Source organism: Pseudomonas sp. REB1044 (genome assembly GCF_038813925.1).
In the GTDB taxonomy this organism is placed as follows: Bacteria; Pseudomonadota; Gammaproteobacteria; order Pseudomonadales; family Pseudomonadaceae; genus Aquipseudomonas; species Aquipseudomonas boreofloridensis.
In genome coordinates this window covers 4,766,782-4,779,843 of the sequence record NZ_CP046139.1, presented here as the reverse complement: position 1 = coordinate 4,779,843, position 13,062 = coordinate 4,766,782, and the positions used below count along the sequence as shown (strand labels likewise).

Genomic DNA, 13,062 nt, shown 5'->3' with positions numbered 1-13,062 from the left:
TGGCAAAGGGAGCGACCTGATGGTCAAGCAATTGCCTGTGCTGGTCCTGATCGCGCTGCTCGGCGCCTGTTCCAGCGATCGTGCGACGGATAGCGAGCCGGCGCACGCGCCCCAGGGCGGCTGCTACCAGTCGCAGTGGCAGGCCGAAACGGTTCCGGTGATCAACAAGCGCCTGGGGCCGGACGGTCTGGAGAAGTACGACGACGAGTACCAGCGCAAGGCGCCCGGCTGCCCTTGATCGGGTCGGGGCAACCGATGGGTGGTTTTGTGGTCTTGAACAGTGGTTCGGTGGCGTCACCACCGGCCCTACGCGAGGAAGCTGAATGAAAGCGCTGCTGGCCGCACTGGCCCTGGCAACCCTGGCCGGTTGCTCGTTGCTGCAACCGACCTCCGCTCCGGCGGACACCTGGACCCGCTGGGTCTGTGACAGCCAGGCCGAGGTGCTGTGGCGCTACGCCGACGCCTCGCAGCACGCGGTGGACGTACGCCTCGGCGGCGCCGACCAGGTCTACCGGCTTAAGGCCGAGCCCGGCGCTTCGGGTGCGTTGTACAGCGATGGCGTGCTCGCCTTCCACACCAAGGGCAACGAAGGCCTGGTGTACTGGGAGGCGACCAACGATCTGATTGGGCGGGGCTGCAAGGCACCGTGATTGGCCGGACCGTCACGGCGGTCCACAACTACTTGAACAGCAACCGCCCCTGCGGCAGGCTTGCACGAAACAACGACGCTTGTCGGGAGAGAGATACACAATGGCACTCATTAGCATGCGCCAGATGCTGGACCACGCCGCCGAGTTCGGCTACGGCGTTCCAGCTTTCAACGTCAACAACCTCGAGCAGATGCGCGCCATCATGGAAGCGGCCGACAAGACCGACTCTCCAGTCATCGTCCAGGCCTCCGCCGGTGCGCGCAAATACGCCGGTGCTCCCTTCCTGCGTCACCTGATCCTGGCGGCCATCGAAGAATTCCCGCACATCCCGGTGTGCATGCACCAGGACCATGGCACCAGCCCTGACGTCTGCCAGCGCTCGATCCAGCTGGGCTTCAGCTCGGTGATGATGGACGGCTCGCTCAAGGAAGACGGCAAGACCCCGTCGGACTACGACTACAACGTGCGCGTGACCCAGCAAACCGTCGCGTTCGCCCACGCCTGCGGCGTGTCGGTCGAAGGCGAGCTGGGTTGCCTGGGCAGCCTGGAAACCGGTCAGGCCGGTGAAGAAGACGGCGTTGGCGCCGAAGGCATCCTGGACCACAGCCAGATGCTGACCGACCCGGAAGAAGCCGCTGATTTCGTCAAGAAGACCCAGGTCGATGCCCTGGCCATCGCCATCGGCACCAGCCACGGCGCCTACAAGTTCACCAAGCCGCCGACCGGCGACATCCTGGCGATCGACCGCATCAAGGCCATTCACCAGCGCATCCCTGACACTCACCTGGTGATGCACGGTTCTTCGTCTGTACCGCAGGACTGGCTGGCGATCATCAATGAGTTCGGCGGCGACATCAAAGAAACCTACGGCGTGCCGGTCGAAGAAATCGTCGAAGGCATCAAGCACGGTGTGCGCAAGGTCAACATCGATACCGACCTGCGCCTGGCCTCCACCGGTGCGATCCGTCGCTTCCTGGAGCAGAACAAGTCCGAGTTCGACCCGCGCAAATACTTCGCCCAGACCGTCGTGGCCATGCGTGACATCTGCATCGCCCGCTACGAAGCCTTTGGCACCGCAGGCAACGCCTCGAAGATCAAACCGATCTCCCTGGACGCCATGTACCTGCGCTACGCCAAAGGCGAGCTGGCCGCGAAGGTCAACTGATCGTTCGAGCGCACTGAAGAAACCCGCAGCGATGCGGGTTTTTTCATGCCTGCATGTCTGAGTTGGAGGAACCTGGCAGATGCGCCAAGGTCGGTAAATCGCCCACCTGTATTCATCTATTCATGCGCGCGGCCGATGAATTAAGGCACAATGCTATTATTGACCTTCCGGGTCGGAGATTGCCCGTGTTTCGCCTATCCGCTGTCCGCCCGAGCCACTTCCTGCCTTCGATCCTGCTGCTGCTGTTCGGGCTCGCAGCCGCGTACGTGCGCGACCTGAGCGTGTTCTTCACCTCGCTATTCAACGTACTGCCGACCATGGTGCTGCTGCTCGGCGGCGCGTACTGTGCGGTCTACCGTCGCCAGCGCGAGCTGTTCCTGATGGTCACGGTGTACATCGCCTATTTCCTGCTCGACACCCAGACCGACTACTACCGCGACCACGGCCAGGTGCGCGAAGACGCTGCGGTGGTGTTCCACCTGGTATGCCTGCTGTTGCCGGGGCTGTATGGCCTGTTTGGCGCCTGGCAGGAACGCACCCACCTGGCCCAGGACATGCTTGCGCGCTTTGCCGTGCTGTTCGCGGTCGGCGGTGTGGCCCTGGCCCTGGAGCAGAGCTACCCGCAGGCGTTGCTGGGCTGGCTGGCGGAAATTCGCTGGCCGTCGTTGCATGGCCAGTGGATGAGCCTGATCCAACTCGCCTACCCGCTGTTCTTCGGGGTGTTCGTGCTGCTCGTGGTGCAGTACCTGCGCCAGCCACGGCCTTTGCATGCGGCGCAGATCGTCGGCCTGATCGGCATTTTCTGGATGCTGCCGCAGACCTTCATCCTGCCCTTCACCCTGAACATCATGTGCAGCCAGGTGATGCTGATGATCGCCGCCGCGGTGTCCCATGAGGCCTATCAGATGGCATTCCGCGATGAGCTGACCGGCCTGCCGGGGCGTCGAGCGCTGAACGAGCGCATGCAGCGCCTGGGGCGCAGCTATGTGATCGCCATGACCGACGTGGATCACTTCAAGAAATTCAACGACACCCACGGCCACGATGTCGGCGACCAAGTGCTGCGGCTGGTCGCCAGCCGCTTGTCGAAAGTGACCGGCGGTGGTCGTGCCTATCGTTACGGCGGTGAAGAGTTCGCGTTGGTGTTCGCCGGGCAAACCCTCGAAGAGTGCCTGCCGCACCTGGAGGCAGTACGCGAAATGATCGCCAACTACGCCATCCAGCTACGCGATCAGAACAGCCGACCGCAGAACGACACCGCCGGTCGCCAGCGGCGTGCCGGATCGGCGGGTAATACGGTGTCGGTGACCATCAGCATCGGTGTCGCCGAGCGTCTGCCGGAGCATCGAAATCCCGATGAGGTGCTCAAGTCGGCCGACCAGGCGCTCTACAGCGCCAAGGCGGCGGGGCGCAACTGCGTGATGCAGACCGGGCAGACGGTGCGGCGTGGCGCTGTACGCACGGCGTGACCATCTCTGACCATTCGGTCGCTTGATGACCCTATGTCTCGTAAAAGTTGTTCGGTTACACTGCCTGCAACCCAGTGTGCGGCCCCGGCGGGCCGCTCCGACTCTACTAGCGAGAGGTTGTCATGGCCGACTATAAAGCGCCCCTGCGCGATATGCGCTTCGTACTCAATGAAGTCTTCAATGTGGCCGATCTGTGGGCTCGGCTACCGGGCCTGGCGGAGGTCGTTGACCTCGACACCGCTATGGCTGTGCTGGAAGAAGCGGGCAAGGTCACCAGTCGCAGCATCGCTCCGCTCAGCCGCGCCGCCGACGAAGAAGGCTGCCACTGGGCCAACGGTGCAGTACGCACCCCGGCAGGCTTCATCGAGGCCTATCGCACCTATGCCGAAGGGGGCTGGGTCGGCGTCGGCGGCGACCCGCTGTTCGGTGGCATGGGCATGCCCAAGGTCGTCTCCGCCCAAGTGGAGGAGATGGTCAACGCGGCGAGCCTGTCGTTCGGCCTGTATCCGATGCTCACCGCCGGGGCCTGCCTGTCCATCAACGCCCATGCCAGCGAGGCGCTCAAGCAGCGCTACCTGCCGAACATGTACGCAGGCGTCTGGGCCGGCTCCATGTGCCTCACCGAGCCTCACGCCGGCACCGACCTGGGCATCATCCGCACCCGTGCCGAGCCTCAGGCCGACGGTAGCTACAAGGTCAGCGGCACCAAGATCTTCATCACCGGCGGCGAGCACGACCTGACCGAGAACATCATTCACCTGGTGCTGGCCAAGCTGCCGGACGCCCCGCCCGGCCCCAAGGGTATCTCGCTGTTCCTGGTGCCCAAGTTCCTGGTCAACGAAGACGGCAGCCTGGGCGCGCGCAACCCGGCCAACTGCGGCTCCATCGAGCACAAGATGGGCATCCAGGCCTCGGCCACCTGCGTGATGAACTTCGACCAGGCGCTGGGTTACCTCGTCGGTGAGCCGAACAAAGGGCTGGCGGCGATGTTCACCATGATGAACTATGAACGCCTGGGCGTGGGTATCCAGGGCCTGGCGTCGGCCGAACGTTCCTATCAGAACGCCGTGGAGTACGCCCGTGACCGTCTGCAGAGCCGCGCACCGACCGGCGCGCAGGCCAAGGACAAGGTGGCTGATCCGATCATCGTCCACCCGGACGTACGGCGCATGCTGCTGACCATGAAGGCGCTGAACGAGGGGGGGCGCGCGTTCTCCACCTATGTGGCCCTGCAACTGGACAGCGCCAAGTTCAGCGAAGACCCTGCCACCCGCAAGCGCAGCGAGGAACTGGTCGCGCTGCTCACGCCTGTGGCCAAGGCCTTCCTCACCGACCTGGGGCTGGAGTGCACGGTGCATGGCCAGCAGGTGTTCGGTGGTCACGGCTACATCCGCGAGTGGGGGCAGGAGCAACTGGTGCGCGACGTGCGCATCACCCAGATCTACGAGGGTACCAACGGCATCCAGGCGCTGGACCTGATGGGGCGCAAGGTGGTGGCCAGTGGTGGCGCCTACTACCGGCTGTTCGCCGATGAGGTCCGTCAGTTCATCGATTCGGCCGACGCTAATATCGGAGAATTCACACGTCCGTTGGGCGTGGCCCTGGATCAGCTCGACGGCCTGACCGAATGGGTGCTGCAGCAGGCCAAGGACAACCCAAACGAAATCGGCGCCGCCTCGGTCGAATACCTGCATGCCTTCGGCTATGTCGCCTACGCCTACATGTGGGCCTTGATGGCCCGCGCCGCACAGGTCGGCGAGGGCGACGAGGCCTTCTACGGCGCCAAGCTCGGCACCGCACGCTTCTATTTCGCACGCCTGCTGCCCAGGGTCGATTCGCTGGTGGCGGCGGTGAAGGCGGGCAGCGAGCCGCTGTACCTGCTGGATGCGGCGCAATTCTGATGGACGGGACGGATAACGTGAGACGTCTCTGACATCTCGGAATCCTCGGCCTTGTAAGCTTTTTCCTACGCTGCGTGGTGACTTTTCGCCTCTTTCCTAAGATTGGATCCAGGGTTAATCTTTCTCACATGGACGCAGCGCAGGAAGCGCAAAGGACAGAACAGGGACACAAAAGGATTTCCCGCCAGGATGGTGGGACGATAAGGATGTCAGGGAAACAGTCTGGATAACCCCGCTTCGGCGGGGTTTCCTTCGTCTGGGGTTTCATTTTCCACGCGCGTCCTACGTCATCGCGCCATGTCGGGCATCAGTTTCTTCCTCCAGCACTGTTCGCAGCAGCTCCACCGAGGCCTGCTGACGTTGTGCATCGCGAAACACCAAACCGACCTTCAGCGGTACCCGTGGCTCGCTCAGCGGCTTCCACAGCAGCGCCTGTTCGTCTTCGGCCGCTTCCTTCGCCCGCCCAGGCAGAATGGTCGCCAACGCAGTGTTGGCCAGGCTGTCGAGGATCCCGCCCATGTTGTTCATTTCCGCCTGAACCTGTGGCCGACGCCCAAGATTGGCCAGTTGCGCCTGCCAGATCTGGCGGATCTGGAACTCTTCGCCCAGCATCAACAGCGGCAGCTCAGCGGCCTGGCGGATCGAGACTTTCTTGAAATCCTTCAATGGGTGGGTGTTGGGGATGACCAGTTGCAGTTCATCTTCATACAGCAACTGGCCGTGCAGCCCCGGCTGGCGCGGCGGCAGGTAGCTGATGCCGATATCCAGGCTGCCGTTGAGCAGCCGCCGCTCGATCTCCAGGCCCGATAACTCATAGATTTGCACCACGAGGTGCGGCTGCGCCCTGCGCAGCTTTTCCAGCAGTCGGGGCACCAGGCTCGGGCGCACGGTCTGCAGCACGCCAATGGCCAGGGTGCGCAGCGATTGCCCCTTGAAACCGAGCATCGCCTCCTGGGCGCGTTGCAGGCCGTCGAGCAGCGGCAGCGCGTGGTTGTAGAGGGTGTGCGCGGCCAGAGTCGGCAACAGACGCTTGTTGCTGCGTTCGAACAAGCTCAGGTCGAGGCTGTGCTCGAGCTGGCGGATCTGCTGCGACAGCGCCGGTTGCGACAGCGACAGTCGCTCGGCGGCTCGGCCTACATGGCCTTCTTCATACACCGCGACGAAATAACGCAGTTGGCGAAAATCCATAAGATTCACTTATCGAAAAAGCTGGGAAAACGAAATGGCCCCGGCGCGCCGAGAGGCCTAGTCTAGCGCCGTCAATCAGCAGGATTAAGTGAACGATAGGCTTGATCTTGATGGTGATGAGTATTCGTTTTCGATAGGCAGAGCAAAACAACGACCTGCGGCGCAGACCGAGGCGCCTTGCCTGCATGCCTGAATGCCGTGGAGCCACCATGAACCTGTTCAAGCGGCGTCGCCCGACGCTCGCGGTTGTCGAGTCGCGCCAGGCGCAGCGTGGCCAAACTGCAGCGGTAGTGCCCAACGTGTGTGCCCGGGCCTTCGTACGCGGCCAGGGTTCCTGGCTGTGGGACGACCGTGGACATGCCTGCCTGGATTTCGACCAGGCGGGGGCGATGAACAGCCTGGGGCACAGCCCGCCAGTGCTGGTCAACGCGCTCGGCGCTCAGGCCCAGGCCCTGATCAATCCCGGCCGTCATTTCGCCAGCGCGCCCGCGCAGGTCTTGATCCAGCGCCTGTGCCAGGCCACCGGCAGCGATCAGGCCTGGGTGCTGGACAGCAGTGCCCAGGCCTGCGAAGACGCGCTCAGGCTGGCCCGTGAGTGGGGCAGACGGCACCGCGGCGGCGCCGAAGGCATCATCACCGCGGGTCGGACCCGAGGGACGGGTGTGAGTCAGGTGCCGTTCAACGACCTGGCGGCGCTGCACGCGCAAGTCGACTCGCGCACCGTGGCCATCATGCTCGAACCGCTCCAGGCTGACGCGGGCGTGATTCCGGCGACCCGAGACTACCTGCTCGGCGCCGAACAGCTTTGCCGCGAACTCGGCATCCTGCTGATCCTCGACGAGACGCAGACCGGCAGCGGCCGTTGTGGCGCGTTGTTGGCCGAGCAGACGTATGGCGTGCGTGCCGATATCGTCATTCTCGGCAGTGGCCTGGGCAGCGGTGTTCCGCTGGCCGCCCTGCTGGCACGCGGCACGGCCCTCTGCACCGAGGCGTGCGCCACGCTCATCAGGCAGGCCGATAACGCCTTGATGAGCGCGGCCGGGCTGGCCGTGCTCGATACCCTGCTCGCGCCGGGTTTTTTCGACCAGGTGCAGGACAGCGGCCGTCACCTGCGCGATGGCCTGAGCCGAGTGGCGCGGCGTCATAGCCACAGCGAGGTGCGTGGCCAGGGCCTGCTGTGGGCGCTTCACCTGCGTGAGGCCCAGGCCCAGGCACTGGTCGAGGCCGCCTTGGGCGAAGGCTTACTGCTCGCTGCGGTGAAACCTGACGTCGTGCGCTTTTCCCCGGCACTGGATGTCAGTCGCGGCAACATCGACGACATGTTGCAGCGTCTGGCGCAATCGTTCGCCCACCTGCAGCCTCGTCAACAGCGTTTTGGTGTGGCACTCGGCTGAGTTTTGCCTTTCAACGAACCGTCTGGCGTATCTGCGCATCGCCCCTGACCTGCTGTGTGTGGTCAGGGGCGTTTTTTTGCCTGTCGCGCGTGTCCCTTCATCTGGATGGCCGCCACCGCCCAATACCCTCGTAAGGCCCATTCCATCGGCCCTGCAGGGCTCCGTTGATCGGCTATTCTCATTTGATTCATTGATAGCGAACTGATTGCATCGCTGACAGTGAACTCCGCTGCCGGGTCGACATCGGATCCAACTACAAGACAAAGACGTTCGCGAAGAGAAGTGGCATGGATGGAGCTCAAGACGCGGCACCGCAAGGCAGCTCCGTGCTGCTGGTAGTCGATGACTACCCGGAAAATCTGATCACCATGCGCGCCTTGCTGGTCGGCCAGGATTGGCAGGTGATCACCGCAGGCTCAGGCAGGGAAGCCTTGAGCGCACTGTTGGAACACGAGGTGGACCTCGTCCTGCTGGACGTGCAGATGCCCGGCATGGACGGTTTCGAAGTCGCTCGGCTGATGCGCGGCAGTCAGCGCACGCGCCTCACGCCGATCATCTTCCTCACCGCCAACGAGCAGAGTCAGGCCGCTGTGCTCAAAGGCTACGCCAGCGGGGCGGTGGACTATCTGTTCAAACCGTTCGACCCGCAGATTCTCAAGCCCAAGGTGCAGGCCATTCTGGAGCAGCAGCGCAACCAGCGCGCGCTGCAACGCTTGAGCCAGGCACTGGAAGCGGCGCATGCGTTCAGCACATCGGTGCTGGAAAATGCTGCCGAGGGCATCGTGGTGGTGGATGACTGCGGCATCATCGGCTTCGCCAACCCGGCCATTTCGCGGCTGCTCCAGGTGCCGGTGGCGCGCTTGCGCGGTGCCCATGTGCTGGACCTGATCCAGTTGCCCAGTGCTGCGCTGTGGCGCGACTCGGACTTCTACCACGCCTATCTGAGCCGGGAGATCTTCCGGGTCCACGATGCCCAGTTGCGTACCCCAGCCGGTTCGCTTATCCCGGTGGCGCTGTCCTGTGCGCCGTTGTCGGTCGAGCAGAAAGCCATGGTGGTGACGGTGCTGGATATGTCGGTGGTGAACAGCCTGCATCAGCAACTGGAGCATCAGGCGGTGACCGATCCCCTGACCGGCCTGCTCAACCGGCGCGGCTTCTATCAGACGGCCGAAGCTGCGCTGGTGCGTAACGAGCGCGCAGACAAGGTCCAGGCGCTGATGTACATGGACCTCGACGGCTTCAAGCAGATCAACGACACGTTTGGGCACGAGGCGGGCGACCGTGTACTGCGCTGGGTCGCCGAACAGCTCAGGGACTGTCTGGATGCCCAGGCGCTGCTCGGGCGCATGGGTGGTGATGAGTTCACTGCATTGTTCGACGGCTTGCCCTATCCGGAACACGCAGGTCGCTATGCCGAGGCGCTGATCGAACGCATGTCCAGTTGTCCGCAGGTTGACGGCCAGGACGTGTGCCTGGGCATCAGCATTGGCATTGCCACCTACCCCGACTGCGGCGCCACCGTCGAAGGCCTGCTGCGCGCAGGCGACACGGCGATGTACGCGGCCAAGCGCGCCGGTCGCCAGCAGTACCGCTTCTACGCGCAGGAGCTCAATGGCCGGGCCCGCTCGCGGCTGATGCTCGAAGACAGCGTGCGCACCGCCATCGATCATCAGGATTTCACCTTGGTCTACCAGCCCCAGGTCGGCTTCGCCGATGGCCATCTGCGTGGCTTCGAAGCCTTGTTGCGCTGGCAGCACCCCAGTGTCGGCGATGTGCCGCCGGGGCTGTTCATCCCACTGCTGGAGGAGGCGCACCTGATCCATCGCCTGGCCAGTTGGATCTACGGCAAGGGCGCTGCACAGCGCCGGGACTGGCAGCACGTGTTCGCCGACGATCTGGTGCTGGGCATCAGCTTGAGCCGCGCCCAGTTCACCCAACCGAACCTGGTCGACGAATTGCGCCGTGCCATCGAGGAACACGGGCTGGCGCCGGCGCAGTTGGAAGTGGAGGTGGCGGAAACCTCGCTGATGTACGACATCGACGCCGCGGCAAAGCAGATCAAGCGCCTGCGCGAGTTGGGGGTGCGCGTGGCGTTGGATGACTTCGGCGCTGGCGACTGTTCGCTGCGCATGTTGCGCGACTTGCCCATCGACACCCTCAAGCTCGATCGCCACCTGGTCGCGCGCTTGCCCGAGTCGCTGGCCGATGCGGCGTTGGTGCGCAGTGTCATTGCCCTGTGCGCCGACTACGCCATCACCGTGATCGCCGAAGGCGTGGAAACGACGGTGCAGGCGCAGTGGCTGCGCGACAACGGCTGCGCCTACGTCCAGGGTTTTCTCGTGGCACGGCCGATGATGGCTGCCGACGCCCAGGGGTTCTCGTCGGTGTATGCCTGGCCGACGACGTGCTCACCGTCGCCCACGACCTGACAAAACTGCTAGTTGCCGTGCCCTGTGGCGCGGTTGACTGTGTGGCCGACGAGACGCCAATCACAGGAAGCAGGGCATGGCCGGCGAACTGTTCCATCAAACACCATCTGTCAGGGTTTATGACAATCGTCGTCTGCCCGTGCGTCAGATCGAGTATTACCGGTGCGAGGCGCTGACAGCCGCCGCTGAGATCCGTATCGCGCGTCACGGTTACGGCCCATCGGGCTTGCCGAGCCAGATGGCTGATCCGCGTTTGCATGCTACCGGTCGGGCCAATTTCCTGTATCGGCAGGGGTTGGCTCGGCAGACCCTGCGGGTGCAGAGTGCCGATGCAGGTACTCGGCTGACCCTTGACGACTGCGCCGGACGTGCGCTCTTTGCGGTCAGTCAGGTGGGCGTTGGCACGGCCGATCAGGACGATTTCACGCAAGCGGTGATGCACCGCCTGGTCTATGAGTTACCCACGCAGGCAGGTCGGCTACTGAGCGTCAGCGAGCAGGTGGTCGGAGCGCCAGCGCGGGTCAGCGAACGCTTGTGCTATGCCGGGCACGCCGCTGCGGACAAAGACCGTAATCTGTCGGGCGATCTGGTGAGTCACTACGACCCTGCCGGGCGGCTCATCACGCAGGGCAAGGCTCTGGTGGGGACGCCGACCTGTGTGTCACGGCAGTTGTTGCGCGAGGCCGACGACGTTGATGTCCACGCCGACTGGCGCGGCGATTCAGCTCAGGATTGGGACCATCTGCTGGACACCGATACCTACCGCACATGCAGCGGCAGCGACGCCACGGGCAGGCCGCTGTGGTCGCTCGATTGTGCCGGGCATCGGCAGCGCATGGCGTACGATGTGGCGGGCGCGCTTAACGCTACTTGGCTGACGCTCGAGAGCAAGCCTGAGCGCGCCATCGTAGTGTCCGTGGACTACTCGGCGCAGGGCCGCAAGCTGCGCGAGGCCCATGGTAATGGCGCGGTGACGGTTTATCGTTACCAGCCCAGGACCTCTCGGTTGGCGTGCGTTCAGACCAGCCGCCAAGCGGTGCTGCCTCGACGTGTGCAAGCGCAGGACTATCGCTACGATCCTGTCGGCAACGTGATCGGGACGAACAACGACGCCGAGCCGACCCGGTTCTGGCGCAACCAGCGCGTTGCCGCCGAGTGCGAGTACCGCTACGACAGCCTCTACCAACTGGTCTTTGCCAGTGGTCGTGAAATGGTCAATGTCGGGCGAGAAGGCAATCTGTTGCCTGAGGCGCTGGTACCGCTGCCGGTGGATGACTCGCTCTACACCCGATACACGCGGCGCTTTACCTACGACAGCGCGGGCAACCTGATCCGCATCCAGCACAGCGCGCCAGCGACCAACAATCATTATGTGACGGCAATCACCGTGAGTCCTCGCAGCAACCGCGGTGTGTGGGATGTGCTGTGCGAGCAGCCGGAGGACATGCAAGCGCTGTTCACTGCCGGGGGCGAACAACGGGCGTTGCTGCCGGGACAGGCGCTGGTCTGGACGGCGCGTGGCGAGTTGCAGCAAGTGTCAGGAGAGGGCGTGGAGCATTATCGCTATGACGCAGGCGGGCAGCGTGTGCTCAAGGTCTGCGGACAGCGGCAGGGGCGTTCGCTGAAGCAACAGCACGTGGTTTACCTCCCGGGCGTGGAGTTGCATCTTGAGTGTGCCGCCGGTGATGTTAAGGAGCGTGTGCACGTTGTGGTGATGGGCAAGGCAGGTAACGCTCAGGCACGGGCCGTGCGTGGCCTGTCGCAAGTGCCGGAGCGTGTCGATAGCGACGACATTCGCTATGGCTATGACGACGTGATCGGCAGTGTCGGGTTGGAGCTCGATGCCGTGGGTGAGGTCATAAGCCGTGAAGCGTTTTACCCGTTTGGTGGAACGGCCAGTTTGGCCGCGCGTCATCAGATCAAAGCAACCAATAAAGCGGTTCGGTATTCCGGGCGAGAGCGGGACGCGGGGGGGCTGTATTACTACGGCTATCGGTATTATCAACCCTGGACGGGGCGTTGGCTGAGTGCGGATCCGGCAGGGGGCGTCGATGGGGCCAATCTATACGCCATGGTGCGAAATAGCCCCGTAACATATTTCGATGCCGCAGGCTTGCGCGTGATGAGCATGAATCTCGATCAAGGGCGAGGTGATCTCGTTTATGGATTGTCCGATCCCCGTCATAACTATCTGAGGGTCGCGATAGAGGGGTATCGAGGGTTGGAGGATGACGCTGCGTTGACCATTGATCACTACAACATAGCCGTCGCTAAAGCCGTGCGCATTGAAGCCTTGGTAAAGTTCAAACTGCCAGAGAACGCTTCACCACACCAACTACTAAGGGCGGCAGCTCCGGGCACTGGAAGTCTCGCGGTCGCTCGGGAGACGTTTGGGACCTATGTGCATTGGGACAGCTATCTTACGGCGGGCGAAAAGAATCCGAAGTTTAATATTCCAAGCATCTACGAGAGCGTAGCCACGCAGTGGGGAGCCAGTAGATTTCACTATTGGATACAGGATGATATCGGCCCGTTGTTACTTTGGAAGCGGGGATCCAAACTGGGTCTTCAAATGGCAACCAATCAGGCAGGACCTAAGATCCACTTTGTCCTTGACGACCTGAGTGAATCGGCCGTTATCAATAAAAGAGGTGAATTCGGATGGTCCATTACAGCCAGCGAGTTGCGCTATGCGTTTCGTAACAGAGCGGCGCTAGCGGGGCAGATTCATTTCTACAAGGGTGGTTGGGAAGTTCCAGCGCCTTGGCACACGGCGCCGTGGCGGTGGAGCGCTTACAAACCGCATTCAGAGCGCAGAGGCCGATATGCACGCTGGCAGTCATTGCGACGCGAACGTAGCTGATGG

The 13,062-nt window shown here is 63.1% G+C and carries 9 protein-coding genes; 8 read left to right on the top strand and 1 reads right to left on the bottom strand.

Going from position 1 to position 13,062, the window contains the following annotated elements; genetic code table 11:
- The first annotated feature begins 19 nt into the window (after positions 1–19).
- From GKC70_RS21680 to GKC70_RS21660, 5 genes are all read left to right on the top strand, one after another.
- Entirely contained in the window at positions 20–238 is a 219-nt protein-coding gene (locus GKC70_RS21680) for a hypothetical protein (protein WP_342649888.1), read from the top strand.
- Between the two features lie 85 nt (positions 239–323).
- Entirely contained in the window at positions 324–650 is a 327-nt protein-coding gene (locus GKC70_RS21675; RefSeq protein WP_342649887.1) for an MliC family protein, read from the top strand.
- Between the two features lie 100 nt (positions 651–750).
- Positions 751–1,815: a class II fructose-bisphosphate aldolase gene (gene fba, locus GKC70_RS21670; protein WP_029614535.1), complete on the top strand. Its 1,065-nt coding sequence runs from the start codon at positions 751–753 to the stop codon at positions 1,813–1,815.
- Between the two features lie 185 nt (positions 1,816–2,000).
- Positions 2,001–3,284: a GGDEF domain-containing protein gene (locus GKC70_RS21665; RefSeq protein ID WP_039582776.1), complete on the top strand. Its 1,284-nt coding sequence runs from the start codon at positions 2,001–2,003 to the stop codon at positions 3,282–3,284.
- Between the two features lie 122 nt (positions 3,285–3,406).
- Positions 3,407–5,185, top strand: coding sequence for an acyl-CoA dehydrogenase C-terminal domain-containing protein (locus GKC70_RS21660; RefSeq protein ID WP_342649886.1), 1,779 nt, complete (start codon positions 3,407–3,409; stop codon positions 5,183–5,185).
- 282 nt (positions 5,186–5,467) lie between these two features.
- On the opposite strand, the gene GKC70_RS21655 is transcribed toward GKC70_RS21660, so the two are convergent.
- Positions 5,468–6,373: a LysR family transcriptional regulator gene (locus tag GKC70_RS21655; RefSeq protein WP_342649885.1), complete on the bottom strand. Its 906-nt coding sequence runs from the start codon at positions 6,371–6,373 to the stop codon at positions 5,468–5,470.
- A gap of 209 nt (positions 6,374–6,582) precedes the next feature.
- On the opposite strand from GKC70_RS21655, the gene GKC70_RS21650 reads away from it, so the two are divergent.
- From GKC70_RS21650 to GKC70_RS21640, 3 genes are all read left to right on the top strand, one after another.
- Positions 6,583–7,767 (top strand): aminotransferase class III-fold pyridoxal phosphate-dependent enzyme, encoded by a 1,185-nt coding sequence (locus GKC70_RS21650; protein ID WP_342649884.1) that lies wholly within the window; start codon positions 6,583–6,585, stop codon positions 7,765–7,767.
- A gap of 287 nt (positions 7,768–8,054) precedes the next feature.
- A complete protein-coding gene (locus GKC70_RS21645) occupies positions 8,055–10,196 on the top strand; it encodes an EAL domain-containing protein (protein ID WP_342649883.1) in 2,142 nt (713 codons plus the stop codon).
- Positions 10,197–10,272: 76 nt separating this feature from the next.
- Positions 10,273–13,059: an RHS repeat-associated core domain-containing protein gene (locus GKC70_RS21640; protein WP_342649882.1), complete on the top strand. Its 2,787-nt coding sequence runs from the start codon at positions 10,273–10,275 to the stop codon at positions 13,057–13,059.
- Positions 13,060–13,062: the final 3 nt, after the last annotated feature.